The following is a 26419-nucleotide window of genomic DNA, read 5'->3' on the forward strand; positions in this document are numbered from 1 at the left end:
CTCGCGGTTGAGGTCAAGAAATACTCGGCGATCGTGCCCACGAAATTGAACATCAACCGGCCATTGGCTGTCTCAGTGTCGATTTTTTCGGTTAGCGAAATCACCTTGTAAGGCGCAGCTGAAGCACATGGGCCGTCGCCAGCGTTTGCCGAAGCGAGCGCCGGAGGCCATCAACCTTTCAGACCACTCCGGAATCGAGACCGAGGAAGGGGCCAATCCGTTCATACAGCAGCATTTGAACGATTGGCTCGCCGGCGCGTTGATGCGCATGGGAATAGAACCTATCTTCGTAGTTGGCACGTCCGAGGGTGGCGTGACAGCCTTGCAGCAGTTGCTTTCCGCTCTGCCCGAGGATTTTCCAAGCGCGGTGCTTGTCGTCCTCCACGTGGGAGCCCACAGGAGCAATCTCCCGTGGCTGCTGAACCAACGCGGGCCTCTTCAGGCTGTTCATCCCAACGACGGCGATGCAATCACCGCCGGTAAGATCTACATTGCTCCCCCGGACCACCACATGATCGTCGAGCGTGACGTTATTCGTTTAACCAAAGGGCCGCGGGAGAACTGGGCCCGCCCGGCGATCGATCCGCTGTTCCGAAGCGCGGCCAAAACGTACGGCCGCAATGTTGTCGGGATAATACTAACGGGAGGGCTCAATGACGGCACGGCTGGATTGTATGAGATCAAGGAATGCGGTGGCACCACCGTGGTGCAAAGCCCGGACGATGCCGCCAATCCTAGCATGCCGCAAAGCGCTATCGACCACGTGACCATCGATCACTGCACATCGTTGGTGGAGATGCCTAAGCTACTGGTGCGCCTGGCAGGGGCCAAGGTTCACGAAGTCGTCGGATATGGTCAGGATGGGGATAAGGAGATGACTGCGGAGTTCACCCAAAATCATCCTGTCGCGATCACCTGCCCGGATTGCGGCGGGGCACTGCGGAAGACCGAATTGGGATCGCTGTCTCAATTCAGGTGTCATATTGGCCACGTCTACACCGCAGAAGTGATGCTGGCCGCGCAGTTCCTGGCACTTGAACGGGCGCTTGAAACAGCCATGCGATCACTCGCCGAGCGTGCCGAGCTCTGCCGCCAGATGGCCGAAAAGACGAGCAATCGGGGCACGGTCGCAAATTGGGAGACGGCCATGCATGAGGCGACAGATCAGAGGCTGCCGATCGAAACGCTTTTGACGCGGCAATGGATTCATCCCCGTTTTGGACGTACAGATACATAGTGGCCGCTGGCTAGCGAGCTGGGAGCTCGAACGAGCGGGTCATGTAACTCAGCAAAGGCGACACTATCGACAAGCAATTGACTAGCCCCGGCAGGAAGACGCCGCCCGACTTGGGTTTGGTCGTCGGAATTGGCGCATCCGCTGGCGGCCTCAGCGCCTTTACGAGCTTCTTTGCAAACATGCCAACCGACAGCGGCATGGCGTTTGTCCTGGTCCAGCACCTGGCACCCGACCATAGGAGCATGCTGGCGGATATCCTCGGCAAGGTGACCGCGATGAAGGTGGTCGAGGCTGAAGACGGTATGCCGGTGGCCGCGAACTCGGTTTATGTCATTCCGCCGAACGCTACATTGACGTTCAAGGGTGGGCGCCTTCGGGTTTCACGCCCGGCGCCGCCGCGAGAAACCCGAAGGCCTATCGACACGTTCTTCTTTTCTCTGGCGCAAGACCAGGGCGAAAACGCCGTCTGCATCATTCTCGCCGGCACCGGCAGCGACGGCACGCTCGGATTGAAGGCTATCAAGGAAAATGGCGGGCTGACGCTAGCCCAAGCCGAATACGACCACATGGCGATGAGCGGCATGCCGCATAGTGCCGCTGCCACGGGCCTGGTGGATGCGGTAATGGCGGTAGAAGACATGCCTGCCAAACTTCTGTCCTACAAGGGCCATCTGCTGACGGTCGCGCCAGTCAAGGGCGAGGATGGGACGCGCCAGGACATGGCCGCCCATCTTAAAACGATCAGCAAGCTCCTGCACACAAGGATCGGGCACGACTTCAGCTTGTACAAGGAGAACACGCTTGTCCGCCGCGTTCAGCGCCGGATGCAGGTTTTGCAGATCGACAAGGTTCCCGCTTACATAACACTCCTCAAGAAAGAGCCGGATCAGCTCGAATTGCTGTTTCGTGAATTCCTAATCGGCGTCACGCATTTCTTTCGCGATCCGCAAGCTTTCGAAGCGTTGGAGCGGATAGCCATTCCGAAATTGTTGGAAGACAAGGGTGCCAGCGACGCGATCCGCATCTGGGTGCCGGGTTGCTCGACGGGTGAAGAAGTCTATTCGATCGCGATCCTGGCTAAGGAGGAGGCGGAACGGCGAGGCATCGCTTCGAGGATACAGATATTCGCAACCGACATTGACGACCGAGCGGTCGCCATCGCCAGGGCCGGGCGTTATCAAAAGGTCTCCGGCGTTTCTGCAGAACGCCTCAACCGTTGGTTCACCAAGGACGGCGACGAGCATTGCCCGGTGAAGGAAATCCGCGAGCTATGCGTTTTCTCGCCCCATAGCGTCGTCAAGGATCCGCCATTTTCGAAGCTCGACCTGATCTCGTGCCGAAACATGTTGATCTACATGAACGCCGATCTGCAGGATCGCGTGCTCCGCAGCTTCCACTACGCCCTCAAGCCAAACGGCATTCTATTTCTTGGGCCATCGGAAGGAGCTACAAGGCTCAGCTCGGCGTTTAAAACCCTCGACAAGAAGCACCGTGTCTTTGAGCGCGTTGATGCAAAGGTGATACTACCCGAGCTTTCGATCTCTGCCGATAGGCCGCCACAGCACCCTACGACCGCAGCCGGATTTTCGCCCGGTGAGGATCGAATTGAGAGGAATGCGAGACGGGCTCTTGAGCAATATTCGCCTGTCTATGTGGTGATCGACGAGCAACACGACATTGTGCGCTTCTCTGGCGGGGAAGTGGGCCATTATCTTGAGCCATCGTCAGGGACAGCTAGCCTGAACCTGTTCGGGCTTCTTCGGAAGGCGCTGCGGCCATCCGTACGCGCCGCCATTCAAACCATGCTCACCACTAAACGTGCAGTCGTGAATGAGAATGTCGCCCTCAGGATCGACGGCAAGAGCCGGGCCGTGACCGTGATCGTCACGCCGATCGCCGGCGGGTTCTGCGTGGTCGCCTTTCAAGGCTTACGTGTTGCAAGCATGGGCAACGCCGCCGTCACCCCTGGCGAACATCCGAACGCCGGCACAGAGGCGCTGGAACACGAGCTGCGGACCACAAAAACCCAACTTCAGGCCACAATCGACGAATTGGAGACGACAGCGGAAGAGATGAAATCGGCTGCCGAGGAATATCAGTCGGTGAACGAGGAATTGCAGTCTTCCAATGAAGAACTTGAAACCGCGAAGGAGGAGATGCAGTCGGTCAACGAAGAGCTGCATACCGTTAACGCTGAGATGACCGCCAAGAACGAGACGATGACGCTGCTGAACAGCGACCTCAAGAACCTCCTCGACAGCACCGACATTGCGACGATCTTTCTCCACAATGATCTTCGCATCAAAAGCTTCACGTCAGGCATGACTGATATCTTCCATTTGCGCGACGCCGATCGTGGCCGCCCGGTGACAGAGATTGTCACGCTGCTGAACTACTCCGAGTTGCAGGACGACGTGCGCAAGGTGCTGCGCGACCTGGCCGTGCTTGAGAAGGAGGTCCGCGTCGGCGAGGAGGGCATGACGTTCATCATGCGCATTCACCCCTACCGCACGGTCGACAACGTGATCGATGGCGTCGTGATAACGTTCGTCGATATCAGCGCCCGCAAGAAAGCCGAAGAGCATACGGCGCTTTTGATGGGCGAGCTTGATCACCGGGTCAAAAACATCCTCAGCATCGTTTCCGCCGTCGTCAAACAGACATTGAAAACGAGTACGTCGCCTGAAGCCTTACCGCCAGCATGGAGGGTCGTATCACGGCAATATCGCGGGCTCATGGGGTGCTCACCCGAAACGGTGGACAGGACGAGGCGCAACTACGCGATCTCATTGAGACCGAATTAGCCCCATACGATCGGCGCGGAAATAATCTGAAGATTATTGGGCCGGATATAGCACTTACCCCGAAGGCCAGCTTGGCGGTAGCGATGGCAGTCCATGAGCTTTGCAGCAACGCGGTCAAATACGGAGCGCTTTCCACCAGTGCTGGCCATCTCGCGGTCGAGTGGTCGATAATCGGGAGCTTCGCAGGCTATACCCTGAAGCTGGCTTGGACGGAATCCGGAGGGCCCCCAGTTTCTGACCCTACGCGACGGGGATTTGGAACGACCTTGATCGAACGCGGCCTAACCCATGAATTCGATGCTACCGTGACCCGGGAATTCCTCCCCCAAGGCTTGCACTGCACAATCGACATTCCGCTGACTGCGGAGGTTGGTCATGCGCGACTTCCACAAAAAACGCGGGACGCGTGATGACAACCGGCGAAATGGCGGGATTTCGCGTTCTTCTGGTTGAAGACGAGATGCTCATCGCGATCGAAATCGAAGACACGCTGAAGGATATTGGATGCGAAGTCGTCGGCCCCACAGGGAAGCTCGAAACCGCGCTTCAATTGGCCACCGACGAAAAGATCGACGCGGCGATCCTCGACGTGACCATTCGCGGCGGAGAGGTGTTTCCCGTTGCCGAAAAGCTTCTTGAGCGCGGCATTCCATTCATCCTGGCCAGCGGCTACGGCGAATGGGCACTGCCAGACAGGATGCGAGATCGCCCGCGCTTGACCAAGCCGTTTACATCCGAAGAACTGCAAGCCCAGATGCGGGCGCTCAGCAAGGAAGTGGCTGACCGCAAGAGCCGAAGTTAGGTTTGCTCTCGAGGATGCCGGTTATGAGGGCTAGGTGCCCACCTCGTCAGCAATCACTTCGAAGTGGACCAGGCCCGACGACCCAAAGCTGGTCGAGAGGGCAACGTCAGTCGCGTCGCGGCCCGTCGCCATCAGGATTCTTCCGATGCGAGGGTGGTTGTGCCGAGCGTCGAAAGTGAACCAATGACCACCGAGATAGGCTTGGAACCAAGCACTGAAATCCATTGGATCTGGCACGGGCGGAATTCCGATATCCCCGAGATAGCCGGTACAATAGCGCGCGGGGATGTTCATGCAGCGGCACAGCGTAATGGCCAGATGGGCAAAGTCACGGCAAACACCGGTTCGATCGATGAAGCCCCCATGGGCGGTGCGCAGCGCGTCGGCGTTCTGGTAGTTGAACGCTATGTGGTTGTGAACGAAATCGCAGATCGCCTGGACGCGAGGCCATCCAGGGCTTGTGTTGCCAAAGGTCGCCCAGGCGAAATCACCAAGACGATCGGTGTCGCAATATCGGCTTCCTAGAAGAAAAGTTAGCACTTCATCCGGCAGGTCTTTTATGTCGTGTTGTATAGCCTCGGGGGCGACGACGTCCGGTTTGCCGCTGTCGTAGATTTCAAAGGTGGTTGAAATCGTCGTCAGACCAGCAGGAGCCTCGATCCTCGTGCAGGCATTGCCGAAACTGTCGATGTAGCCCCTCGCTTCGATCTGCCGATCAAAACCGATCACCTGTTCCGTCAGAAGGTCGACCCGACGTGACGGGTGGATTTCCAGGACCAGCAGCATCGGCGTTGGCTTCGGACACTCGTAGGTGAGATTGTAACCTGCGCGTATCCGCATCGTGGCTCCAAATATTCTTGATTGAGGAGACGACCAAACTCCGCTTTGACCAATCGGTTCCACCAGAATCAATGGGCGAGGGTTCGGTCTGCTTATTCCTTGGTAACTTTCACCTCGACGTCCATACCCAAAAAACTCGAAGCGCTTCCCGAATAGCTGCCGGAAAGAGGGATCGCCTGTCGTGGGTGTCGAGCGACTGCCACCCTGATCAGTTCCCGATTGCCGACGATGCCATTGGTCGGATCGAACTCGACCCAACCGGCTCCAGGCAAATAGACCTGGCACCAGGCATGGGTCGATCCTCCCCCTCGTACCTCCAATTTGTCTCGGGTTGGGACATAGATATATCCGGTCACGAAACGTGCAGCGAAACCAAGCGATCGAACTGCTTCCATCATGAAGAGCGCGAAGTCACGGCATGTGCCTCGCCTTAGATGTAGCGTGACAGAGGGGGTTGCGTCCCGGGTTCCGTTCGACGGGAATACACGAAGCTTTCGTGGATGGCATAGCAGAGTGTCATCAACAGTGTGCCCGTCTCTGTCTGGTCGCCGGCGCTCAGGAATTGTCGTGCCCATTTTCCAATCTCGTCGCTTTCGTCGGGATGATGACGCTGGATGGTCTGGAAAAGGTCGGCTTCCTCGTCAGGTTCGTAGGAAAACGGATAGCTGAGCGCGGCTTCGTCGATGCGGAAATCAGGTGCGTGCTGAGGCGTATGATCAAGTCGAATGGCTGTTTCGAAGTGCAGTACTTTAGCCGCCCCGTTGAAATCGAGCACTGCAACGCAGTTTCCAAAAACGTCGTGGATCCACCGGAGCTCTTTCGGCTCGGGATCAATGACCATGGCGTGGTCTAGAAGTCTCTGGTCGAAGCTGTCGCGCGGCCTGAATATCAGCCGGTGTTCGCCTAACCTTACAGGTCGGCTGTAACGATAGACGGTCGAGTGCCTCACTGAAAAAATAGGCATGATGTCATTGTGCCTTCTGCGTACACGCCGCGGTTTCTCCGGGCGATCGAGTGGCCTTGGGTGCGGAGATACTCAACGCCTGACTAAACAACTCAAAGCGGCCAAAAACTGGCCAAGCTAGTCAGACATTCCTACAATGTCGCTGCCAATGGAACTGGACGCGGCAGGGGATAAAGGTCCATGCGAGAGCGGGATCGGCGATGCCTCAAACCTGCTCACCTCACGGTTCGAACTTTCCCGCCGAGATACGTATGACGTCTGGATTTGTTATATTTTGCCCAAGCGGTAATGTCTCAACTGGTCCCTTTCGACGCCCTTGCGAGCGCGCGCGAAGAAAACTAAGGCAGAGAAGGACGCCGAAACGTTGGCTTACACGGTGATTTGGTACGGCAAGCAGGGCATCGTTGAGAAAGCGTCGTTCGAGACCGAGAAGGCTGCACGGGATTATGCGCTGGCGACATTATCCGCTCGAAACATGGGCGGTATTGTAGCGGTGGAGGTTCGCAAGGACGACGGCACGGTTGTATTCAGCCAAGCAGGCCCAAACTAATCGTCCGCATCTTGGTCAGGTTTAGAATGAGATTTTCGGTGCCCCGCCCGCTCCTTGGCCGAAGCCCCAACGGGCTAAGATGCAGCACGGCGGCATCAGGCGCTGAACGCCAACCTATCGAGACCGTGGGGCTTAGCAGACCTTTGCCCTGGCCCGTAGCCCAACGGCGTATCGCTTTGGTAACGTCGAGAATTTCCGCTGCGCCTTATAGTCGGGCCTCTAGCAGCGTGATCCGCGATCGGTACCGCCCATGTTGATCAGCTCTCGCGTCCGGGCTTCGGTAATCCGGGTTCGCGGGCAAGGAAACGGATGAGAGCTTCTGGCTCCTCCCGGGCAGATCGCGTCCTTTTCGGAACGACTTCGGAACCCAAGGGGTGTAACGACGCTACCTTCCCCCAGCAGGTCTGCAGGGCATGTGAGGTTCATTAGGGCGTCGATGTTAAGAGATCAGTAACCAATCCGGAAGAATGTCGCTTGCGGCCTCTTTTCGCTGCCAGGAGCACTCCACATGCGTCGCGGCCTCAGTCTACTTGCACTCACCTTCAGCACGGCGCTTGGCACTGGCACGGCAACATTGGTCATCTCACCGGCTCATGCCGCGTCATTGCTTACCCCCGATACCATCAACGCAGCGCCCCTCGATGCAATTTCGCCGACGTATGTGCCCCCGGATTCGAAGATCGATCCGCTGACCACCGGTAGCACGTTCAATGTCGGTGCCGCCGCCCCTTCAACGGAATTCACCACGGCCGCCGTGAGCGACACGCCCTCACCATCCATTGCCCGCCTGCAGGTATTGCTGGACAGGGCAGGGGCGTCGCCAGGAGTGATTGACGGTCTTGATGGGGGCAACCTGCGGCACGCCATCGCAGCCTTTGAAGTGATGCGTGGCCTTCCGGTCGACGGAAAGATTGGACCCCAGGTCATCGCCGCCATAGACGCGGACAAGCAGGTGATCGGCAGCTACGTCGTCACGGCGGACGATCTTTCCACGGTGGTGGGTGCCATTCCGAAGGACTACGCCAAAATGGCCGAGATGACGTATCTCGGCTATGCCCGTCCAAGCGAGGCCCTGGCCGAGCGCTTCCACATGGACGAGGATTTTCTAACGTCACTCAATCCGGGCGCGACCTTCGCCGAGGGCGAAACTATTTCCGTGGCCGATCTCGGCTCAGGCAAGCGCGGGAAAGCTGTCAGGCTCGAAGTGGACAAGGCCGAAGGCCAGGTTCGCGCCTATGCGGAAGACGGCTCACTCCTGGCGGCCTTTCCCGCCACAATTGGCAGTGAGGAGAACCCATCGCCGTCCGGAACACATACGGTCAGGGCGGTAGTTTCGAACCCGAGCTACACCTACAATCCCAAGCTCAATTTCAAACAGGGCAACAACGATAAGGTCCTGACCCTTCCGCCTGGCCCCAATGGTCCCGTCGGCACGGTGTGGATCGACCTGTCTGAACCGAGCTTCGGTATCCACGGGACGCCCGAGCCCGCCCGTATCGACAAGACCGGCTCGCATGGCTGTGTTCGCCTGACGAATTGGGATGCCCAGGGACTTGGCAAGCTTCTCAGTCGCGGCGTGCCAGTCCAGTTCCTGTGAGCGGCGAGGAGAATCCGGCCGTAGACTTCGACTTTATCTGCCGGATGTCGAGGAACATGCAGAGCCCCGGATGGGTGTCGATCCTTCATCACAGCCGGCGTCCCCAGCTTCTCCAGGTTGATGAATATCGGGCTGCGCCCATGGGTGCTTCGCTCCTTCCAAAACGGGTTACCTTCCGGTGCGGGGATTGCTGTTCTCCACGGTCTGAGGGGGTCCGGGCATTTGCGGTAAATTGCTGAGCTTGTCGAAAATTGCTCAATTCGGCCGGGATATCGGGGCCTTCACTCGAGCGGATCGGCTGGCCATTTGACCCCCCTGACTCGCCGGGTTGGTTAACCTGTCGTCGCAATGAAAGGGATCAAATGAGTGCCTGCTTCGTTGATCGAAATGTCGGCCGATCAACCCAATTATGAGCAACGTCGCCAGCACCGCCAACGTGTGCTGAAAGGCGCAACGATAATCACCGGCATACAGAATTCAGAAATCAGGTGTTCGATCAAGAACCAGCACGCCAACGGCGCCGAGCTGCGAGTTGCACCCGACGCGAGAATACCGGAACGCTTCCTCCTATACGCGGCGACCGACGGTATTGCTTATCGTTGCGAACTGCGCTGGCGCCGGAATGATCGAGTCGGGAGTCCAGTTCAATAGTATCGAGACGAAGCCAAAACTGCATTACGGCTGAACCTTCGAGGCAACTTCTCCACCATGCCGGTGGCGCCTCCCAGGACGTTAGCGGGCAGTCTCATACAGAGATTATGACTCAGGCTCGGCATCGCAATCCGCCCGCCGCCGCCGTGCACCGTTAAATAAACCGGAAGTTGACCGCTCCGCACTTGTCTAGATCGCGGCCGTTTTGCGGGAACAAGCATTACGATGGCGCGTTGCTCAGCACCCACTCGTGGACCGGTGCAATGCTTTTAGGCGTGCACTGGAGGTAAGTTGGGTGCGGAAGCCGAACCGCTGGGACCCTAGCTCGGGCTTTCCGGCTGATCCCTCTATTTCATTGGAACTTGATGGGCATCCGAGGGTTACCTCATAAAGAGGAGACATCGCCATGAAACTGTTACACCTTGCCCCTATCGCTATCCTTGCCTGCGCCCTGGCTCTTTCCGCTTGCGCCAACACAGTCCGAGGCGTCGGTAGGGACGTTAAATCGACGGCGAACGCAGTTGACGACACTGTCAAAAACCCTTGATCGATGCAACGGACCGTCACGGTTATCGAGAAGGCAACTGGTCGGGTGATCGGCGCACTGCCAATCGATCTTGCAGGCCAAGTTCACCAAGCCGCGGATGACGAGTATTTCGCGAAGGCGTTCGAAGCTGCAGTCGACAGCGGCCTCATCAATGAGGCTGATGCGCGTTTGCTTGAATTCCGGCTCGAATAGCAGGCCGACAGAGGTCAGGGATAACTCAAGCAACCCGTCCCTGCACAGGGCTGTCAATTCTTGCCGCGCCGCCTGCGTGACGTTTGGGATCATGAGTTCGTCGACGAAGTCACCTATTTCGGCGGCAACTCTGTGCGGGTATGAAATGATCTCTCTCGTCTGCGCGACTGCATTGTCTACGGGAACAAAACGTATGGTGCGTAGTTGAATATTAGTGGAGACTAATATGATGCTGCTGGCATTGGGCCGTACACCTGCGACTGAGCCACTGTCGTCCAGGAATGCCAACGCGGAAATTCTTGGAGTGTTCGACCTCAGCAACAAAATGGAGGCCAAATTCCCCATCGCCCGCCTCGGAGAGGCAATCCAGTTCGTCGCAAATGCCTCAGTGCTCGGATATGACGTCGCGCCGCGGTGGTCTTCTATGGGAAATCAGGCACACGAAGCCTTAGGTTGATTGACTGCGAGCGGTTATGGGCCAAGTACGGCGCTGCCCTGCTCGAGCCATAGACTTCGGCTGTAGAAGCTGAGGATAAAAGGCCGGGCCGATTACCTTGGCCTTAACTTCGGCTAGAGGTTACAGGGAGCCTGGAAACCCGGCACCTACCGAAGGGGAAAGCTCGTGCCTCTGACTGGAGAATGTGCCTCAACGTCTGAAGAATTTAAAGCTTGGCGCAACAGCCTTGGAGTCAGCCAGACGGAAGCGTCGACGGCACTGGGCGTTTCCCGAGGGTCCATCGAGAACTACGAACGCGGGCAAAGCGGAGAAAAAAGGACTGTCCCCATCCCCCGAACCGTCGAACTCGCATACTACGCCATCTTGGCGCAAATTCATGCAGTGCTGGGGCCGCCGATCGGCTCTCTTTTAGATCAGTGGTTTGCTCGGGTCGAAGGGGAATTGACCGCGTTGATAGCGACAATAACAAAAAGCCCGCCTAGGTCAGGCGGGTTCGGACGCGAAGCATCACGTTGCCCAAATCCCTTGCCCGTCGACGCTAGGAGGCCGCGACCTTCGGCTCTTGGCGCTAAATGCTCGTATTGCAAGTTTTTGTGGAGCGATCTGGGCGCAAGAGAGTTGTGGACCGCCAGCATCATTTTGGCAGGAGGGTCCATTGGCGCCTACCATCTGCGCGTTGGTTGTCGAGGACGAACCGCTAATCCGCATGGACATCGTGGATTTCCTGCTCGGCGAGGGTTTCGAGGTATTGGAGGCTGCCAATGCCGATGAGGCAATCGACTTGCTCGAGGCCAATGCCCAGATCCAGATCATGTTCACCGACATCGACATGCCGGGGAGCATGGATGGCATAAAGCTCGCCGCTGCTGTTCGCGACCGCTGGCCACCCGTCAGAATTGTAGCGACGTCAGGCCATCGTGCGGTGTCGGTCACGGACCTCCCGAAAGGCAGTCTGTTTATGCCAAGCCGTATGACAACGCAGCCATAGCGGCAAGTTTACGCGACCTGGTCTCAACTTGACATGGCCAGCCTGCCAGCCGGGTCTCGATCACTAGCTTCGGCCTTTGAAGGCGAGCGCGCGGTTATTGTGCGAGGCGCTGCGGCTGGATTTTCAGCGTGACGACCAGGCCATGTTTTGACCAGTCATAAGCGATCGAGCCGCGCAGATGCCCAGTTACACTGCGCTCGACCAATCTGCTGCCGTAGCCGGGCGGACCTGCAGGTGCCTCAACGAGCGGTCCGCCACTTTCTGTCCAGACGATGGTGACGTCGTCGTCATGCGCCGAGCAGGAAACGTCCAGCGTCCCCGTCTCGGCAGACAAGGCACCGTATTTGAGAGAGTTGGTTGCAAGCTCGTGAATGATAAGCGCGAGGATAGTTGCCGAGGACTCGCCGACGCTCATCCTTGGTACCGACACTCGAATGCGCCCGCTGAACGCTCCCAGATCGTCATAAGGCGCAAGTAGTACCGTAAGCAGGTCGCCAAGCAGCGCTGAGGCGGCCTCGGTCTGGCCAGGCACCGGCCGCACCAGATCATGGGCTCGCCCAGAGCAGTCAGCCGCTGTGTAAGCTCGCGCGCCATGTCATTGGTGGTGGTCGTCGAACGCGAGGTGATGGCAGTAAGGCCCGAGGCTATGGTCAGCAGGTTCTTGACGCGATGGCTCATTTCGCCGGCGAGAAGCTCGCGGCTTTCTTCCGCCTGTTTGCGGCCGGTCACATCAATGAAGATGCCGAACATCAGCCGCTGGACGATCCCTTCGTCGTCGCCTCGACCGCGGGCGGAGATCCATTTGAGTTCGTCGCCTATCATGATCCGGAAGTCGATCTCATAGGGGCCGACAATCGCCCGCGTGGCGTTGAAGGCCGCCCGTACTCGGTCGCGGTCGGCCGGATGGATGTGCGCGGACAGGTCTTCGAACTTGACGTCTGTGGTGCGAGGGATGCCCCACATGTCATAGGCTCGGTCATCCATTGCCAATGCGTCGCTATCCACGTTCCATGACCACAGGGCGACCCCTGCGGCTTCGATGGCTCGGACCAGGTTCTTGGGTTCCCAAAGGAGGGGCTTTAGATTTTCCGCGGTTGTCGTCATGGAAACTCGCAAGGATGTCGAAAAAGGAACGGTTGTGACGTCATAAACAAGCGGCTGGCGGTTCTATTAGCCCAATTCATCGGCATATGAGAAAAAACCGCAGATCATGCCGCGAGTTTTATCGCCCCTGACCATACTTGAGGCACGGCTGTTTCACCCTCAGTTCCAAATCAACCAATCCTAGCGCAGGAGTGGCTATGTGGGCCCTGGGCAAGCCTCCTTGGCGAAAGCCTGCGCGCCTTCTACAAAGGGCGATGAAAAATTCACAACCTGTATATGTAGTCTACCATCCGCCAATGAACGGCTTCCCATACATGGCGGTCGTTCTGGCACCTGACGGAACTGCGATCGCAACGCGTTTCGACACAGCCGAAGAGGCCTCTGCATTCAACAATCAAACGGCTATGAGGCTGCACGGCGACGGCATCAGGCACTGAACGCCACCCTACCTAGGTTGTGGGGCTGTCCAGCATCCCCATCATCAGCCTAGGCGGCTCATTCCTTCCCGACCATTGCCAGATTCCGGGGTCTCAGCGCTGCGCCTTCAATATTCTGGCCTCTCGCAGCAGTGATCCACGATCAGTACCGACCATATTGATCAGCTCGCGCGCCTGGGCTTCCGTAATCCCGGTTTCGCGCGCTAGGAAACGGATCAGAAAGTCTTCTTGCTCCTCTCTGTGTCCACGATCCCGTCGTTTCTCGTCGGCGATGTATGACGATTTTAACTGTTCTACCGAACGCCGCGATGGAGCGTCCTCGTTGTGGTGCACGCCTTGCACGGTCAGCCCTGCCTCCTCCGCAGCCGCCAAAAACGCCTGCCGGGCATTCTCCACCTCGTCCTCCGAAGCCAGTGAGCCAGTGCAGGCCTGCAACGCGTCTCGGTATATCGATCCGTGCTCTTCCGGCCACTTCTCCATCAGCAAGATCGCAGCCTCGGAGGCACTGGACAACCGGCGAAGTTCTCCATTTGGCAACTCAATCGTTACTGGAACCCTGAAAAAAGCATCGTGCATCGCGCCACCCCTGTCCCCACCATCTCTTAGCGAACGAGGCGCGACGACATTCGTTCCAGCGCAACATGTAATGCGGCCTGTCCGTCCAACGTCAGGCAGCTGATGCCGTTCCCACAATGCCCCATGGTGTTTGGGGGCTGCGGCCGGTCGGCGCGTCCCCTAGTCGGCCGGGCGTAGACGAAAGGCTCAGATACAAGCATCCATTGGCGGGTTGGGGAGTTAAGACTGACGTCAGCAGGCCTCCAAACCGAATAGCCAAGGGCTGGCGCAATCTCGGAGAACATTCGCACATGGATATTCCTAAAGGCGCGACCGTTGCTGTGGCCGATGGCGAGAGGCTCAATCTGTTCCGCAATTCAGGAGACGAAGCCCATCCAAAGCTGACGGCCTCGGTCGTGGAAGACGTGGCAAACGAGAACAAGGGGTCCGGTGCGCGTCATCAGAGCAGCTCCGCCAATCCGGACAGCAGTCAGATCGAGGAGGACAGTTTCGCAGCCGGATCCGCCGATCTGCTCAACCGACAGGTCCTCGGCAGACAAATCGCCAACCTGATCATCATCGCCGCTCCTCGAACGCTTGGCGAACTGCGCAAGCACTATCATCAGAAATTATCGGACGTTCTGATTGGCGAAATCGCCAAGGATCTCACCGGCCATTCGGCCCAGGAGATAGAGAAGGCAGTTGCCAGCGCCTAGGGCGCATCATCGACAGAAACTCAAATCTGCATCGCGCCCGCGCTATGATCGTTTTCGCGCCTGCACCGAAATGAAGGACTTTATCGTGACAAAATCCATTGGATGGCTAGCCGCAGCAATGCTTTGCATTGCAGCACCTGCACAGGCCGCTGACGGCGCCTTTCTGAAATCGTTTGCTGGCAACTGGGTTGGCAAAGGTACTGTAAAGGTCGACGCCGATTCCCAACCCATCAAAATCAACTGCAAATTTGCATCTGACGCGACGGAAAGCTCTTTGGCGCTTAACGGCAAGTGTACGGGTTACGTGGTCTTCTCGCGGGCGATCGGCGCCGACGTGAAGACGAATGGCAAAACCTATACGGGCATATACACCGGATCGAGCACGGGCCCGGCCGGCCTCAGTGGCAGTCGCTCAGGCAACGCACTGGTTCTCGGTATCCATTGGGCAAAGGAAGTCAATGGCGACCGCGCCGCCCAGCTAAGGCTCGAAAAAGTTGGCGACAATGGGATGCGATTGACGACGATCGATAAGGACCCGGCGACCGGCAAGACCATTGTGATCAGTCGGATTGATCTTAGCCGCTCCTAGCGTCTGGTTGGCCAAAATCCGGCGCCTCGCTAGTGGAAGACGGGGCTGCCGGGCCGACATTACGTGAGCTCGAGTAAAAATCGCAAATCAGATCCGCGACTTTGACGGCTTCAAAGTCAGTCATGTGCGCGGCTGTCTCAACAGCCACGGCCTCCATATCGTCCTGATCGATTGAGCATCGTGCCACCCGATACGAAAAGAACGCTGCGGCGGAAAGCCTTGAAAGAGATGGGAACCTTTCGTCGGCAAGCCGCTTTCTGAGGCATGTCCCAAGCCGTTGAAGCACCAATCTTGCCTGAGAATAGCCCAGACAGGGAGGGCAACTGCGAGGTCGCTTTGGAAGCCGCCTTCGCGGCCTTGGTGACTGCCGCAGAAGCGCAGGGGTGGACGCCCGATGAAACGGCTTCCACTCTACTGAAAATCGCTTCGGACCATGCCCAAAAAACCGAGGCCGTCGCTGCTGCTGCTGATACAGACAAAACAGCGACCAAAACTCGGGCCTAGCCGGCAGGGTAAAGAGCTTCAGCCGGCTACGTCGCCCGCCTCAATGGCAAGCTGCCTGTCTGAAATCGACCTTTTGTTTGAATTTAGCGTACCGGAAAGCCGAGCAAAAAAAGTTCGTTGCTGCTCTTGAACGATTTCTTGGTCATTCCCAAATCGTTTGCCGTCGAGGCTTAGGCTCGACGGACCTGGCGTTGCGGTAACGCCGCAGCGCCGCTTGTAACCCATGTTGCTTTACGGAGGATATGGCTATGAGAAGCTCTGACTATGCCCCCCTTTATCGCTCCACGGTCGGCTTTGACCGTCTTTTTGACATGCTCGACAACAGCGTGCGCTCGGACTGGCCGCCCTATAATATCGAGAAGACCGGCGACCACGACTACCGGATAACCATGGCCATCGCCGGGTTCAGCCCTGACGAAGTCGAGCTTACCCAGCACGGGCCGGAACTGATCGTGGTCGGCCAAAAGCAGGCCGATGAAAGCTATCGGCAGATCCTGCACCGCGGCATGGCCACCCGCAACTTCAAGCAAGTCTTCAAGTTGGCGGATTATGTGAAAGTCGCGAAAGCCACGCTCGAGAACGGCCTGCTGTCTGTGGATCTCGTCCGGGAGATCCCCGACGAATTGAAGCCTCGTCGCATTGGTCTCGCGTCGTCGAGCAATGCTGCCCCCGCACAGCAACAGCAGATCAGCCAGGATACGCAGCGGCAGCGCAAGGTCGCCTGACTGCTCGGAAGATGCGCAAACTGCGGTCCCGCCTCCCTGTCCAGCCGGGAGGCACAGTTTGCGGAGAATGGAGATGACAAACGGATTCGAATTCTTGTTAAAACCGGCGTGCAAGACTGCTCCACAAGGGATTACTCATCCCAAACGACGTCGTGAATCACCCGGAACCGAGTGTCACCGAGAAACGTGCCCTTTTGGCTTCGGGGGCCTCCGACGCTTGCGCGGTTCCCGCCATACCTTTGCTGCGTCAGTTGGATGACGGAACGATAACGACGATCGACGACATCCTGCGCGCTCTAAAGGCTCTGGACAGCGCGTTAGACGACAACCGCCAAAATCGGCAGCTCGCGCTGTGGGGAACGCCTTATCGTCGGCGACGTCAAAGGACGTGGTCCCCTTGGCCGCATCGCCGTCGACGGGATGACGACGATGATCCTCCACCCTGTCCGGCCTATGGCGCAATCTCGCCACCAAGAGGAAGTGGTGGGGCGACCGTATGCCCCGAGCCGGCATTGGTCTGAAGGGGTGGGGCCACTGACGCGCCTGATGGCCTTCGGCTTCCATTTGCGCCGGTACTCGGAACATTAGCTGGCGCTAAGATTTCGTATCGACGGCAGATAACGACCCCTCGCTGTCTGCCGAGATCGGGCCCGCACTCGATCGAGGCCCGCGTTCTCCGCCGGAGGCGCGGGCTCTTTCACAGTCTAGCTGAAGGCGATTTTGAAACGTGTACCTTCCTTACTGGCTCCGTTTCATGCAGAGGCCCGGCTCGGCGGTGGCCGAGACGGGCTGTTCGTCGTTGCCAGTCTTGGGGAAAGACGGACACCGAACCTTAAATGATCGAGAAGGTTCCGTTCTTGATGATTTGCGAAGCTTGGCTGTACGCATTTGGCGTTTGCTTGACCCCTTGCCCAAGGTGCAGCCCGCGCGCGGGGCTCTCGCCCGGATAACTAGCGCTGCGGTTATGGGGGCCAAAGCGATGCGATTCGTCCGCCGTCTCTCCGGAGTGGCATTGCGCCGGAGAATTCGATCACCGGCTTCAACGCGACTTGGCGGTGTTGTACTCCCGGTTTGCCGCGTAATCGATAGTGAAGGTTCCTTCGGCAACTGGAACGCCCAGTTTCACATTGAAGATAGTCACCGTTGTGGTTAGTCCCTTCTCGTCGGTAAGGCTCCATTTTCGTAAATCGAGTGATTTTCTGTCAAACATCATCGAAATATTTGAATTGCCATAGGCTGACTTGTCAACCAGCTTAATAATTATCAGATCTCTTTCTTCTTTGATGCTTTTGAGGTGTCTGCCAGAGAAGTCGACCTTGTTGTCGAGTAACAGCTTGAGCGGCGTCTTCGAGAGCGAATACAGGCGCGATGTCTTAAGCTTCTTATTGTAAACGACCACCGATTTGCCGTCGGCAATTACGGTAACCCCTGATTGGCCGGCAAAGTTAAATCGGATCTTGCCTGGGCGCTTGAGAAAAAACCTGCCACTGGTTTTTTCTCCCTTCGGGCCCGACTGAACAAAGTCGCCGGACATGGATTTTACCGATGAGAAGTGATCGGCGATCGCCTGCGCTGCGATTGGTGCGGCCGAAAGCGCCGGCATAAGTTCGACGTTGATCGCGGCAGCGCTGAGAAGGACGAAGCAGAGACCGAACAGTGTTTTGACTTTATAGGCCATCCAATTGTCCTCCCTTGGTGAAGGCGCGTGATCGCAACAGATCACGCGCCTTTATTCAGTAGCCGTCCGGACACCGGGCAATGTAAACGCGCCCATTACGATCGCGATACCGGCACTGGCCGGCCTCACTGGCGTGCCCGATCACCGCACCGGCGATCGCGCCGACTGCACCACCAACGACAGCACCTTGTACCGGATCGCCGGCCACAGCGGCACCGATCGCGGCACCTCCCAAGCCGCCGACGGCAGCGCCTTGTTCCGTACGGGAACATGCTGCGAGCGGAATGAGCAGGCTCAAAATGAGCAGTGTCTTTTTCATGGGTTCTCTCCTCAAGCCTTAATTGGCCGGAGAATAAATGCGCCAAGGGGTTTTTCGATCCATGGCCGTGTTGCCTTCAATGGAATGGCTCGTCTCCAGGGCGGACTGTATAGCCTAAGGCACCTCAGCCCTTCGTCGGCGAAGGGCTCAGGTTGAGTTTGACCGCAATAGGTCGCAGATCAGCGTTTTATCGCTCGGGCCACCGCGATTACACGCGCCGATGAAGCCGGCGACCAGATAGCCGAGCCAGCCTGCCAACGATATGCCAAGCACGCTAAGGATCAGGTTGGCGACAATCGCTCCCACAATCCCCAAAATGATGTTCATGACCACGCCCATGTTGCTCTTCATGAACATCTCGGCGAGCCATCCGGCAATGCCGCCGATGATGATCGCTGCCAGCCAGCCAACGCCAGGATTCTGCATAGTTTTCCCCTTTCCGCGAACCGCAATTGGTCGACGAGGAAACGTCCAGGAGCCATTAAGGTCCCGCGATAAAGGCGCGTGCGAGCTCGAAAAAATTGCGGAATCGCAGCAGCTTAATCGACTCTCGGTCGGTCAGCGCCTCTCAGGCGCCTTCCGAATTCCAAGGGGAACTTCGCTTCGTGCGGCCCGTTGTGAGATAGCAAACTGTGCCGCGCTCAGCCTCCCTGCAACGGTTCGGCCGAACGCGGCGTGCATCAACACTAACGCACAAAGGAAACGTACCATGATCAGCAAACTTTTGGCTACCACCGCTGTTGCAACCCTGCTTTCGTCTGGCCTGTGGGTCTCGGGGGCCGCCGCTGAAGATGCCACCAAACCTGCCGCCGCTACGACCACTGCGGCGACAGCGCCGGCGGCCGTTGTAGACGGCAGCCTCGTCACCAAGATCATAGGCGCCGACGTCTATGATAGCGCTGCAGACGATGCCGCGAAGATCGGTGATGTCAAAGACATCGTCCTCTCCAAGGACGGCAAAGCCAAGTACATCATCATCGGCGTGGGCGGCTTCCTGGGCCTGGGGGAAAGAACGTCGCCTACGATTTCAGCAAAGCCGAGTGGGTCGAGAAGAAGGGTGAGCGCTGGTTGGTCGCGAAGACCACCAAGGAAGACCTTCAAGCGCAAAAGGATTTTGACCTGAAGGTCTACGACACCGCAGCGGCCTCGAACCCCAATGTCGCGGCTACCACGGCCAACAATGAAGCGGCTCCAGCCACGACCGACAACACGGCCACTGCGGCAATCGACAAGTCTTCGCTGACCGAGATGCCGATGGATAAAATCAGCACCAAGGATTTCATCGGCACCACGGTCTACGGCGCCGACGATGCAAAAGTAGGCGAGATTGGAGATGTCGTCCTGAGCGGCGACAAGAAGGTCGATGCCGTCGTCGTCGACGTGGGCGGATTCCTCGGCATGGGCGAAAAACAGGTGGCTGTCGGCCTCGACAAATTGAAGTTCCTATCCGACAAGGACGGAAACCGATATCTCTACACCAATTTCACCAAGGCTCAGCTTGAGGCGCAGACTGCCTATGACAAGGGCACCTACGCGCAGAATCGCGACAAACAGCGGATAATTGTTGCCCGAGTAGACCCCCACGTGGCCCGCGCTGTTTAGGCGCGGGCCACACTGTTTTCGATCGTGTATGCGCGATCTGACAATCCGAGTAGCTGATCACTGGACGAGATTTCTCGATCTGCCGATCGGCTGAACGTAGGACGTTCAGGTTCTTACCGGCTGCACGCAGCGGCGGTGTCGAGAAGGTCCATCCATCGGTGCTCAGAGCGATGTGCAGGGCTGCTGGGGGCGGCCTTGGTGGCTCGCTGGGCTGGACGGACGGCCGGTCCGGACAAGTCTCAAGGATTTCGGGCGACAGCAATCCTCTCCTTAGGCGGCAAAACTCGGGCGTGAAATGGGAGCCGCAATCGAGATGCCGTTGCGGGCGTTTCAATCGCGGTTGTGTTTGCTCGCAGAGCAGTTCGGCCAAATCGTTGCCGAGTGGTGAGGGGCGTTCCTTCTGCCATCCACGACCGTGACTGCGGCGCCTATCCGGGTTTTACTGCGATTATAATCCGTGAAACGCGACATACGCTACGCCGTTCGCCGAACTCGGCGTATTGTAGAACGCGGCCTGCGGGTTTCTAAGCTCCATTGGCAACAGAGGCTTCCACGGCAGCCAGCGGCGCTTCTCTGCTCCAAGTAACCCCATGCGCCGTACTCGAGATTTCCATGCCCACCAACTGCCGTGGGCGCAACCCGCTTCAGCACCACGGGTCCAAAACCGCCATGTCCGATCGTCTGGATTCGCGGACCATCTGTTCGGCCCAGGTCGGTTCAAACAGCCTCGAAGCACCGGAACCAGTGATGTTCCATGTAACCGAGATCTCGCCGTCATCGCCTGGCAGCACACCGTGCTTGGCCGAGTTGGTCGCGAGTTCGTGGAAGGCGATCCCGAGATACTGCACCGCATTGGGACTGAGGACAAAGGGTGTCCCGGCCATGGCGATTACCTCCCCCGTTGTCGTTGAGGGCCGTGACCGCTCGTGCCTCGCTTCCAGTCATTGATATTTAGATACAGAACCGTTCCCCGCTCTGCGAAATCCTGTGACCTAAGGAGACCGGATGCAACTGATCGAAACTCGTGTGTCGTACGTAAACGGTGCGCCAAAGGTCGACTTTTTCGGGGAAGGTGGGGAGTTGGTGTCTGTCATTTTAGCCAGCCGTCCGCCCGGCAGTTCGCGTGAGGACGGGAAGATCATTGAGACAGCACGAGCGATGATGATCCAGATGGGCTCGTTCAGCGAAGGTGGATCTGATGTTGGCGCCTCAAACGCGAATCTGCACCAGAACGGACAAGAGGACGACCAGATGTAACCCTATTTGCCGCCGGCCTTGCTAAATACAACCTCGCCGTCCGCTTTGCGAACTTCGACGGCCACGATGCCGTCATTGCGCTGCCGCTCAGCGAAGCTGGCCAGCGCAAAATCTCGCGCCTCTTTCTCGGCATCGAAAGGCGTCTGTTCTATGATGCCTTCTTTCCCGTACCAAATAACTGAATAGGCCATCTGCGCGACTTTCCTGCTGGCGGCAAAAACGGTGGTTGTTACACGATTTGAAGGCTGTTGGCGACCCGATGCTGGACCTCCTGCATCAGGATCGCTTTTCGCGGATCAGGGCGTCCTTTTGTCGCGCATCGGCCCGGGCATGACGTCGGTTACCAGGCGAATATGCTCTTGTCGCCATCGTCCAGCCTGCGCGGCGCATTTTCCATCTCGAGATCGGCTTGCGTCAGCCCGGGGCTCTTGCAATCTGGGTGGCTTTCATTCGCCGAAAAAAGGAGCCACGAGCCAATGTCAGCTTCCGCCACCATATTTCTCAATCGTTTTTCCACGGGACGCGGGCCGACCTCAACCCAGGCGACATGTTTGCCGTCGGGTACCAATCCAATTTTACCGAAGATAAGCCGTTGTCCCGAGTATATTTCGCGGGACTTTGGACGCTGCAATATGGGGCGCCGAGCTCGCGACGGGCGGTGGGCCGGAACGGATTTATGTCGTCGAGCCGACTGGGCCGTTCGTGGACGATCCCAACCTGACGGACAAGAAGTTTCCCGGCAACCCGACGCTATCCTATCGCTCCCGCGATCCGCTCCGGATTATTGCCGAAGTGACGAAGTGGCAGGCACACGCACCTGAGCAGCCGTCCTTTGGAACGATGGTTCGGAACCGGGCTACCGCCACCGACCAGATCGACCCCTCCAACCGCCCCCGAAACGACCGCCACCGGCAACCAATCGGATTATTAGGAGAAGTACAATCGCGCCGACGGTGGCATTGACGATCAAGCTGATCGTTCCGCTCCCGAGATGGACGCCTAAGCGGGGCAGCAGCCAGTCCCCGATGAACGCTCCGACGATTCCGATTGCGATGTCCCCGATCAGACCAAAACCGGCCCCCCGCACAATCTTGCCGGCCAGCCATCCGGCAACGAGGCCGACTACCAATATAACTATGATGCTCTCGTTCGTCAGATGCATGGTGGTTCCTCCCGATCCTCGTTTTCGCAGTGCGATTGGTGTCTAAACCGGCGACTAGTTCTTAGCCGATCCCCTATTCCCACACGTCGGTGGTTCGACGCGACCGCTGAGCGGCGGCGACCAAGCAATTTCTCGTTAGCATGGTCACCAGTTGCAACCACTACCCACTCCTGTTGCGAGTTCCAGTCTCGAACATGATGAGATGCAATCTGATCCAACCTGACAAATGCTGGGCTGCCGCTTATCGCCACAAAGTTGACAAGCGCTATCCACCGGTCACTGAACTTTAGTGGTGGGTTGCTGAGCCGCGGGAGTGCCGTATCGAACTGGGTCAGGGATTAGCTTCTGAAAGATCGCATCGTTCTTCGCTCGCCATGCTTCATCTGCCAGCCACAGATATTCCTGGTCGGGCATCAACGGAACGGCCTTCACATCGGCACTGGAGATGCGAAGGTAAAAGCTGTTCCGCTCCTGATTGACCTGCATATACCGAAGCGGGACGACGATGCTGTCTTTGCCGGCGATGAAAAAGCCGCCCGAGGCAATGACTGCGTAGTCCCATCGGTCCTTGGTTCCAATTACGACGTTGCGAACTTCGCCAACGATCTTGTCGTCTGAACTGCGAACCTCGGAGCCGACGATCTCGTCGACACGCAGACCGGGTCCAAGGTCGTCGATATTGATGAGAGGACTTGCGCCTGGAGCATCGCGATTGCCCTGAACTTTACCCCCCCTGATGTCGCTGTGGTTCTTCGGCGGCCACCTGTTCATCGGCCAGGTCCTCGTCGTTCCCCCCAAGCTTCGCCATTGATGGCGCGGCAATCAGTTGTCGGATATTGGCGAGCAGGCGTTCGCAATCGTCCTGTAGGCCATACGACCACAACAGGAACGCGGCATCCCTAAGGGTTCGCAGGTCACGAACGAGATAGCGATTTTCCGGATTGCGCAATTCAGGGCTCTTGAGGACAGCCTCTTCGAGCTTGGCATCGGAAATGTTACAGACGGCGAACGCCGGTTGGACGCCAAGCTCCAGCAACAACGCCACCGGCGCCGCGATCCAAACCAATTTCATTGAAATTCCCCATGGGCGGCCGTTTCCTTTGATTTCGTGCTGGGAGCACGCAAACGTGGGAATCTACCGCAAGACATTTGTATCAGCCTGAAACAACGGACCGAATGCATTTCGGTTCCGGCCGCTTAATGATTGAGTGACACAACATTTTCTGGCTGGCTCCGCCGTGTCACGCGGGGGGACATCCTCAAACCACGCCAGATCGGGTTCGGGGCTAGTCTAGCCACTCCCTCCGCATGAATGGACGACGACTCCTAGAACCAACCCCGCCATTTGAACCACGCCAGCGGAATAATTGCGCTGAGAGCGATCATCCCCAAACCATAGGGATAGCCGAAGGCCCAGTCGTATTCGGGCATGTGCTTGAAATTCATGCCGTAGATGCTCGCCGCTAGGGTGGGAGGAATGCCGACGATCGAGACGATGGTGAGGATTTTGAAGATGTCGTTTTGCGCGATGCCAATCAATCCAACCATGGCATCAAGGAGGAACTGCACCTTGTCGGAGAGATGAACCTCGTAATTGTCGAGCGACGCTACGTCGAGCTTAAGGCCGTTCATTCGCGACGCGAGTTCTCCATCGCCCCAGCCTGCGGTCATCCCGCATGCGAAATCGATGGCGCGTCCAAGGGCAAGCAACGCATCGCGCTTTTCCGAGAGAGCGTCACCCAGCCTGCCGACATGGCGGAGCTGGGCTCGAATGACATTGTTTGAGCGGATGGCCTTGCGGCCTTGACTATCCGGGACGTGAAAGGCGGTTGCAGAGAGGGCGCGCAGGTCAGTCGCTGCCTGCTCAAGGCCGTCGGCGAGGCGGTCGACAAGCTCATCGCAGAGATCGAGGAACACCTCAAGGCTCGAGGTCGGCGGCTCGCCCGAATCGGTGAAGCGCCCAGCAACCGCGTCAAAGGCCGGCAAAGCCGAGAAGCGAACGGTGATCAAGCGGTCGCGCGACAGCACGAAGCCGAGGGGAGCAACCAGCGGCGGGCCGCCTTCGACATGGGTGACTATCGGAACGCTCATGGTAAGAACGCCATCGCGGGCTTTTAGTCGGCTGGAACTTTCGATCTCGCTGAGATTTTCCCGGCTTGGGAGCGCAACGCCGGCCAGCCCCTCGACCTCTTTAACCTCGGCCGTGTCGGGTCGATAAAATCCAGCCAGAGCGCCTTTTTAGTCGCTTCCGGGGAGTTGGGCTGAGGATAGATGCTCAACATTTTCGGGAGTGCCCTAAAAGGGCGGCTCGCGTGGACTGGTCTTTGGGCGAGTAAGCCAAATCGAACTGGAGGTCCGTGCTCCAAGGCAGGCTTCTAGCCATTTGCAAGCCCCTTTGCGTGCCGGCCGATTACCAATTCCGCTGGGCCCTGCCACTATTTGAACGAGCGGTTGCGGGTTATGTTCCAGATCCTCTCAGCTCGGAAGTTGTAAGTGCGGCGTAAATCGTCATTGGAACGCGTCACTTTGAGAGAAGGTCGCGTAAAGATGCGGCTATCACTACGTGAGCATACGCCTTTGATCGCGCTCCAGAAGTCCGTCACCGCAACTCCCGACGTCCCAATCCTGGTGGGGCGGCGGGGGTACAGCGGCGGAGAATTTAAAGCCCTCCATGCTGTGACTATGGCGGCCAACATGAGAAGCGCGATTGCCTATCGGGCCGCATTGTTGGCATGAAAAAACCCGCTGCCGGGAGGAGGTGGCAGCGGGTTCGATATCAAGCTTGCCACGGGAGGAGGTGTGGCTCACTTTGCATCGGCATCGCATCTGGGAGGAGTAGATGGCCGGCCTGGTTAACATCGAGTGATGCGAGGCGTTGTGCAATGCACAATTATGCATGGCTGCCGTGTGGAACCAGACGCCGTTCGCTATAGCGCTGCTACCCAGTCACTGGCCCGAGGCAGGGAGCCCGAATGCATCTTCCAAGAGAGTTGAAGTCACAATTTCCAAAACCAAAAGTTGACGCCGCCATTGCGGTAGGATATGAATTTGCCTGTCGATATTGCTTGCTGAGCTTTGGTTATCGCGCGTTTGGCACCGCGCCCTGAACGAACCTTCCCTTCAAAATCGTCATCGTCACAAAGGCAACGCTCTCGCGTTGCCGTCGTCCAATATTGCTATGAAAAGGGTTCATCATGACCACTGGCACAGTTAAATGGTTCAATTCCACCAAGGGCTTCGGCTTCATTCAGCCTGACAATGGCGGCGCCGATGCGTTCGTCCACATCTCAGCCGTCGAACGCGCCGGAATGCGCGAAATCGTCGAAGGTCAGAAGATCGGTTATGAGATGGAGCGCGACAGCAAGTCGGGCAAAATGTCTGCCTGCAACCTGCAGGCCGTCTGATCGGTTCAGCTTTCCTTTGACCACGGATGTACTGGCACTGTTGAAAGCGTGAGACCAAGCGAGGTCAGGCAAAATTTGCCTGACCTTTTTTATGTCCGGCCGACCGACCCACAAATTTGCGCGTGTATCCCCGCCTCTTGTCGATGGCCGTCAAGATCAAGGAGATCTGGATGACCGAAAAGACGAGTGAGCTTCAGACGATCAATACCGCCTGGCAGATCGCCATCCAGGAAATCCTGCGAATGGTCGTGCGGGATATTTACAGGACAGACGACGAAACCGTGTTCAAGTCGCACATCAAGCGCATAGAAGAGGCTGCGGTAGACAGCATCTACACTGGCCTGATGCTCCGAGGTACGGACGAATGGACCGAACTGCTCGTCAAGGAAAAAGCCAGCAATTTCGTCACTACGCTCCTGACATCCTTCACCTTCGATAGGGTTTGAGACCAAAGCCAGTCTTCGCGAACTCGCGCGAGGCGTGGCCCAGCTTTTCCTCGCCTTCGAGAATTTCCATTGGCGCGCAACCTGGGTGATCCACTCCGCCTTGGCCCTTCGGCACCACCGCAGCGCCTGCACTCGCTCCCATTGCGTTTGGGCATGTCGCCGTTCAACGAACTGTGCGCCGCGAAGCTAGCCTTCGCTTCGCCGGCAGCGCCTGACTGAACAGGAGTTGGCTGCCCTTCTCCTGCAAGAATGTAGCTACGCCAAAGTTACGCCGCCGAGTTGCTTGGTCATC

At 57.7% G+C, this 26419-nt stretch carries 27 protein-coding genes and 5 pseudogenes; 18 read left to right on the forward strand and 14 right to left on the reverse strand.

Going from position 1 to position 26419, the window contains the following annotated elements:
• Nucleotides 1-127 precede the first annotated feature (127 nt).
• The 4 genes from AC0V8S_RS21990 (at nucleotide 128) to AC0V8S_RS22005 (ending at nucleotide 4843) form a co-directional block, all read left to right on the forward strand.
• Nucleotides 128-1237: a chemotaxis protein CheB gene (locus AC0V8S_RS21990; RefSeq protein WP_475433333.1), complete on the forward strand. Its 1110-nt coding sequence runs from the start codon at nucleotides 128-130 to the stop codon at nucleotides 1235-1237.
• A gap of 110 nt (nucleotides 1238-1347) precedes the next feature.
• Entirely contained in the window at nucleotides 1348-4041 is a 2694-nt protein-coding gene (locus AC0V8S_RS21995) for a chemotaxis protein CheB (RefSeq protein WP_475433335.1), read from the forward strand.
• Nucleotides 3939-4451, forward strand: a complete 513-nt coding sequence (locus AC0V8S_RS22000; protein ID WP_475433337.1) for a sensor histidine kinase — start codon at nucleotides 3939-3941, stop codon at nucleotides 4449-4451. Before AC0V8S_RS21995 ends, AC0V8S_RS22000 begins: the two co-directional genes overlap by 103 nt.
• Before the next feature lie 50 nt (nucleotides 4452-4501).
• A complete protein-coding gene (locus AC0V8S_RS22005; RefSeq protein ID WP_475433339.1) occupies nucleotides 4502-4843 on the forward strand; it encodes a response regulator in 342 nt (113 codons plus the stop codon).
• A gap of 30 nt (nucleotides 4844-4873) precedes the next feature.
• Here AC0V8S_RS22005 and AC0V8S_RS22010 read toward each other — a convergent pair whose 3' ends face one another.
• Together AC0V8S_RS22010 and AC0V8S_RS22015 are read right to left on the reverse strand one after the other, a co-directional pair.
• Nucleotides 4874-5683: a transglutaminase-like domain-containing protein gene (locus tag AC0V8S_RS22010; protein WP_475433341.1), complete on the reverse strand. Its 810-nt coding sequence runs from the start codon at nucleotides 5681-5683 to the stop codon at nucleotides 4874-4876.
• A gap of 92 nt (nucleotides 5684-5775) precedes the next feature.
• Nucleotides 5776-6647, reverse strand: a pseudogene (locus AC0V8S_RS22015) (transglutaminase family protein).
• Nucleotides 6648-7011: 364 nt separating this feature from the next.
• On the opposite strand from AC0V8S_RS22015, the gene AC0V8S_RS22020 reads away from it, so the two are divergent.
• Together AC0V8S_RS22020 and AC0V8S_RS22025 are read left to right on the forward strand one after the other, a co-directional pair.
• Nucleotides 7012-7197: a hypothetical protein gene (locus tag AC0V8S_RS22020; protein ID WP_475433343.1), complete on the forward strand. Its 186-nt coding sequence runs from the start codon at nucleotides 7012-7014 to the stop codon at nucleotides 7195-7197.
• A 508-nt stretch (nucleotides 7198-7705) separates the two neighbouring features.
• On the forward strand, nucleotides 7706-8794 hold the full coding sequence (locus AC0V8S_RS22025; protein WP_475433345.1) for a L,D-transpeptidase family protein: 1089 nt from the start codon (nucleotides 7706-7708) through the stop codon (nucleotides 8792-8794).
• Nucleotides 8795-9860: 1066 nt separating this feature from the next.
• Here AC0V8S_RS22025 and AC0V8S_RS22030 read toward each other — a convergent pair.
• Nucleotides 9861-10277 (reverse strand): hypothetical protein, encoded by a 417-nt coding sequence (locus tag AC0V8S_RS22030; RefSeq protein ID WP_475433347.1) that lies wholly within the window; start codon nucleotides 10275-10277, stop codon nucleotides 9861-9863.
• Nucleotides 10278-10410: 133 nt separating this feature from the next.
• Between AC0V8S_RS22030 and AC0V8S_RS22035 the strand changes: the two genes are divergently transcribed.
• The 3 genes from AC0V8S_RS22035 to AC0V8S_RS22045 all read left to right on the forward strand — a co-directional run bounded on the left by AC0V8S_RS22035 (nucleotide 10411) and on the right by AC0V8S_RS22045 (nucleotide 11629).
• The gene (locus AC0V8S_RS22035) at nucleotides 10411-10641 is read left to right on the forward strand and encodes a hypothetical protein (RefSeq protein ID WP_475433348.1); all 231 of its coding nucleotides are present in this window, start codon (nucleotides 10411-10413) and stop codon (nucleotides 10639-10641) included.
• Between the two features lie 165 nt (nucleotides 10642-10806).
• Complete coding sequence (locus tag AC0V8S_RS22040; protein WP_475433350.1) at nucleotides 10807-11412, forward strand: helix-turn-helix domain-containing protein; 606 nt, start codon at nucleotides 10807-10809, stop codon at nucleotides 11410-11412.
• Nucleotides 11297-11629 (forward strand): response regulator, encoded by a 333-nt coding sequence (locus AC0V8S_RS22045; protein WP_475433352.1) that lies wholly within the window; start codon nucleotides 11297-11299, stop codon nucleotides 11627-11629. Before AC0V8S_RS22040 ends, AC0V8S_RS22045 begins: the two co-directional genes overlap by 116 nt.
• Nucleotides 11630-11723: 94 nt before the next feature.
• On the opposite strand, the pseudogene AC0V8S_RS22050 reads toward AC0V8S_RS22045, so the two are convergent.
• Both AC0V8S_RS22050 and AC0V8S_RS22055 read right to left on the reverse strand, forming a co-directional pair.
• Nucleotides 11724-12733 (reverse strand): annotated as a pseudogene (locus AC0V8S_RS22050) (sensor histidine kinase).
• A gap of 530 nt (nucleotides 12734-13263) precedes the next feature.
• Complete coding sequence (locus AC0V8S_RS22055; protein ID WP_183448016.1) at nucleotides 13264-13746, reverse strand: DUF982 domain-containing protein; 483 nt, start codon at nucleotides 13744-13746, stop codon at nucleotides 13264-13266.
• Between the two features lie 290 nt (nucleotides 13747-14036).
• Between AC0V8S_RS22055 and AC0V8S_RS22060 the strand changes: the two genes are divergently transcribed.
• The 3 genes from AC0V8S_RS22060 (at nucleotide 14037) to AC0V8S_RS22070 (ending at nucleotide 16259) form a co-directional block, all read left to right on the forward strand.
• On the forward strand, nucleotides 14037-14441 hold the full coding sequence (locus AC0V8S_RS22060; protein WP_475438673.1) for a host attachment family protein: 405 nt from the start codon (nucleotides 14037-14039) through the stop codon (nucleotides 14439-14441).
• A gap of 85 nt (nucleotides 14442-14526) precedes the next feature.
• Nucleotides 14527-15030, forward strand: a complete 504-nt coding sequence (locus tag AC0V8S_RS22065) for a hypothetical protein (protein ID WP_475433355.1) — start codon at nucleotides 14527-14529, stop codon at nucleotides 15028-15030.
• A 752-nt stretch (nucleotides 15031-15782) separates the two neighbouring features.
• Nucleotides 15783-16259, forward strand: a complete 477-nt coding sequence (locus tag AC0V8S_RS22070; protein WP_475433357.1) for an Hsp20 family protein — start codon at nucleotides 15783-15785, stop codon at nucleotides 16257-16259.
• A gap of 1039 nt (nucleotides 16260-17298) precedes the next feature.
• Here AC0V8S_RS22070 and AC0V8S_RS22075 read toward each other — a convergent pair.
• The 3 genes from AC0V8S_RS22075 to AC0V8S_RS22085 all read right to left on the reverse strand — a co-directional run bounded on the left by AC0V8S_RS22075 (nucleotide 17299) and on the right by AC0V8S_RS22085 (nucleotide 18682).
• Nucleotides 17299-17937 carry an outer-membrane lipoprotein carrier protein LolA gene (locus tag AC0V8S_RS22075; RefSeq protein WP_475433359.1) on the reverse strand — a complete coding sequence of 213 codons (639 nt, stop codon included), beginning with the start codon at nucleotides 17935-17937 and terminating at the stop codon, nucleotides 17299-17301.
• 55 nt (nucleotides 17938-17992) lie between these two features.
• Entirely contained in the window at nucleotides 17993-18256 is a 264-nt protein-coding gene (locus AC0V8S_RS22080; RefSeq protein ID WP_475433361.1) for a YMGG-like glycine zipper-containing protein, read from the reverse strand.
• A gap of 147 nt (nucleotides 18257-18403) precedes the next feature.
• Nucleotides 18404-18682, reverse strand: a complete 279-nt coding sequence (locus AC0V8S_RS22085; RefSeq protein WP_475433363.1) for a GlsB/YeaQ/YmgE family stress response membrane protein — start codon at nucleotides 18680-18682, stop codon at nucleotides 18404-18406.
• A gap of 283 nt (nucleotides 18683-18965) precedes the next feature.
• Between AC0V8S_RS22085 and AC0V8S_RS22090 the strand changes: the two genes are divergently transcribed.
• Both AC0V8S_RS22090 and AC0V8S_RS22095 read left to right on the forward strand, forming a co-directional pair.
• On the forward strand, nucleotides 18966-19379 hold the full coding sequence (locus AC0V8S_RS22090) for a PRC-barrel domain-containing protein (RefSeq protein WP_475433365.1): 414 nt from the start codon (nucleotides 18966-18968) through the stop codon (nucleotides 19377-19379).
• A complete protein-coding gene (locus AC0V8S_RS22095; protein WP_475433367.1) occupies nucleotides 19325-19858 on the forward strand; it encodes a PRC-barrel domain-containing protein in 534 nt (177 codons plus the stop codon). The genes AC0V8S_RS22090 and AC0V8S_RS22095 overlap by 55 nt, the downstream gene beginning before the upstream one ends.
• A 644-nt stretch (nucleotides 19859-20502) precedes the next feature.
• Here the strand turns inward: AC0V8S_RS22095 and AC0V8S_RS22100 are convergent.
• On the reverse strand, nucleotides 20503-20742 hold the full coding sequence (locus AC0V8S_RS22100) for a hypothetical protein (protein ID WP_475433369.1): 240 nt from the start codon (nucleotides 20740-20742) through the stop codon (nucleotides 20503-20505).
• A 121-nt stretch (nucleotides 20743-20863) separates the two neighbouring features.
• On the opposite strand from AC0V8S_RS22100, the gene AC0V8S_RS22105 reads away from it, so the two are divergent.
• Nucleotides 20864-21115, forward strand: coding sequence for a hypothetical protein (locus AC0V8S_RS22105; protein ID WP_475433371.1), 252 nt, complete (start codon nucleotides 20864-20866; stop codon nucleotides 21113-21115).
• Between the two features lie 2 nt (nucleotides 21116-21117).
• Here AC0V8S_RS22105 and AC0V8S_RS22110 read toward each other — a convergent pair whose 3' ends face one another.
• Both AC0V8S_RS22110 and AC0V8S_RS22115 read right to left on the reverse strand, forming a co-directional pair.
• Nucleotides 21118-21306: a hypothetical protein gene (locus AC0V8S_RS22110; protein WP_475433373.1), complete on the reverse strand. Its 189-nt coding sequence runs from the start codon at nucleotides 21304-21306 to the stop codon at nucleotides 21118-21120.
• Nucleotides 21307-21347: 41 nt separating this feature from the next.
• Nucleotides 21348-21491, reverse strand: a pseudogene (locus tag AC0V8S_RS22115) (histidine kinase); the annotation flags it as partial.
• A 100-nt stretch (nucleotides 21492-21591) separates the two neighbouring features.
• Here AC0V8S_RS22115 and arr point away from each other — a divergent pair.
• Nucleotides 21592-21940: pseudogene (gene arr, locus AC0V8S_RS22120) on the forward strand (NAD(+)--rifampin ADP-ribosyltransferase); the annotation flags it as partial.
• Nucleotides 21941-21971: 31 nt separating this feature from the next.
• Here arr and AC0V8S_RS22125 read toward each other — a convergent pair.
• The 3 genes and pseudogenes from AC0V8S_RS22125 to AC0V8S_RS22135 form a co-directional block, all read right to left on the reverse strand.
• Nucleotides 21972-22277: a GlsB/YeaQ/YmgE family stress response membrane protein gene (locus AC0V8S_RS22125; protein ID WP_475433375.1), complete on the reverse strand. Its 306-nt coding sequence runs from the start codon at nucleotides 22275-22277 to the stop codon at nucleotides 21972-21974.
• Between the two features lie 276 nt (nucleotides 22278-22553).
• A pseudogene (locus tag AC0V8S_RS22130) lies at nucleotides 22554-23362 on the reverse strand (PRC-barrel domain-containing protein).
• Nucleotides 23363-23603: 241 nt separating this feature from the next.
• Nucleotides 23604-24506, reverse strand: coding sequence for a magnesium transporter CorA family protein (locus tag AC0V8S_RS22135; RefSeq protein WP_475438674.1), 903 nt, complete (start codon nucleotides 24504-24506; stop codon nucleotides 23604-23606).
• Between the two features lie 965 nt (nucleotides 24507-25471).
• Here AC0V8S_RS22135 and AC0V8S_RS22140 point away from each other — a divergent pair.
• On the forward strand, nucleotides 25472-25681 hold the full coding sequence (locus AC0V8S_RS22140) for a cold-shock protein (protein ID WP_123170354.1): 210 nt from the start codon (nucleotides 25472-25474) through the stop codon (nucleotides 25679-25681).
• Between the two features lie 170 nt (nucleotides 25682-25851).
• On the forward strand, nucleotides 25852-26127 hold the full coding sequence (locus tag AC0V8S_RS22145; protein ID WP_183459425.1) for a hypothetical protein: 276 nt from the start codon (nucleotides 25852-25854) through the stop codon (nucleotides 26125-26127).
• Nucleotides 26128-26419: the final 292 nt, after the last annotated feature.

It is taken from the genome of Mesorhizobium oxytropidicola (assembly GCF_056174625.1).

What these genes read in the sequence shown, in the direction of transcription:
- AC0V8S_RS22070 (WP_475433357.1), top strand. Translation starts at nt 15,783, where the DNA reads ATGAGAAGCTCTGACTATGCCCCCCTTTATCGCTCCACGGTCGGCTTT.
- AC0V8S_RS22030 (WP_475433347.1), bottom strand. Translation starts at nt 10,277, where the DNA reads ATGATCCCAAACGTCACGCAGGCGGCGCGGCAAGAATTGACAGCCCTG.
- AC0V8S_RS22125 (WP_475433375.1), bottom strand. Translation starts at nt 22,277, where the DNA reads ATGCATCTGACGAACGAGAGCATCATAGTTATATTGGTAGTCGGCCTC.
- AC0V8S_RS22010 (WP_475433341.1), bottom strand. Translation starts at nt 5,683, where the DNA reads ATGCGGATACGCGCAGGTTACAATCTCACCTACGAGTGTCCGAAGCCA.
- AC0V8S_RS22060 (WP_475438673.1), top strand. Translation starts at nt 14,037, where the DNA reads ATGGATATTCCTAAAGGCGCGACCGTTGCTGTGGCCGATGGCGAGAGG.
- AC0V8S_RS22005 (WP_475433339.1), top strand. Translation starts at nt 4,502, where the DNA reads ATGCTCATCGCGATCGAAATCGAAGACACGCTGAAGGATATTGGATGC.
- AC0V8S_RS22140 (WP_123170354.1), top strand. Translation starts at nt 25,472, where the DNA reads ATGACCACTGGCACAGTTAAATGGTTCAATTCCACCAAGGGCTTCGGC.
- AC0V8S_RS22105 (WP_475433371.1), top strand. Translation starts at nt 20,864, where the DNA reads ATGCAACTGATCGAAACTCGTGTGTCGTACGTAAACGGTGCGCCAAAG.
- AC0V8S_RS22110 (WP_475433373.1), bottom strand. Translation starts at nt 21,306, where the DNA reads ATGGCCTATTCAGTTATTTGGTACGGGAAAGAAGGCATCATAGAACAG.
- AC0V8S_RS22055 (WP_183448016.1), bottom strand. Translation starts at nt 13,746, where the DNA reads ATGCACGATGCTTTTTTCAGGGTTCCAGTAACGATTGAGTTGCCAAAT.
- AC0V8S_RS22145 (WP_183459425.1), top strand. Translation starts at nt 25,852, where the DNA reads ATGACCGAAAAGACGAGTGAGCTTCAGACGATCAATACCGCCTGGCAG.
- AC0V8S_RS22035 (WP_475433348.1), top strand. Translation starts at nt 10,411, where the DNA reads ATGATGCTGCTGGCATTGGGCCGTACACCTGCGACTGAGCCACTGTCG.
- AC0V8S_RS22025 (WP_475433345.1), top strand. Translation starts at nt 7,706, where the DNA reads ATGCGTCGCGGCCTCAGTCTACTTGCACTCACCTTCAGCACGGCGCTT.
- AC0V8S_RS21990 (WP_475433333.1), top strand. Translation starts at nt 128, where the DNA reads ATGGGCCGTCGCCAGCGTTTGCCGAAGCGAGCGCCGGAGGCCATCAAC.
- AC0V8S_RS22085 (WP_475433363.1), bottom strand. Translation starts at nt 18,682, where the DNA reads ATGCAGAATCCTGGCGTTGGCTGGCTGGCAGCGATCATCATCGGCGGC.
- AC0V8S_RS22080 (WP_475433361.1), bottom strand. Translation starts at nt 18,256, where the DNA reads ATGAAAAAGACACTGCTCATTTTGAGCCTGCTCATTCCGCTCGCAGCA.
- AC0V8S_RS22000 (WP_475433337.1), top strand. Translation starts at nt 3,939, where the DNA reads ATGGAGGGTCGTATCACGGCAATATCGCGGGCTCATGGGGTGCTCACC.
- AC0V8S_RS22100 (WP_475433369.1), bottom strand. Translation starts at nt 20,742, where the DNA reads ATGGCCGGGACACCCTTTGTCCTCAGTCCCAATGCGGTGCAGTATCTC.
- AC0V8S_RS22090 (WP_475433365.1), top strand. Translation starts at nt 18,966, where the DNA reads ATGATCAGCAAACTTTTGGCTACCACCGCTGTTGCAACCCTGCTTTCG.
- AC0V8S_RS22075 (WP_475433359.1), bottom strand. Translation starts at nt 17,937, where the DNA reads ATGGCCTATAAAGTCAAAACACTGTTCGGTCTCTGCTTCGTCCTTCTC.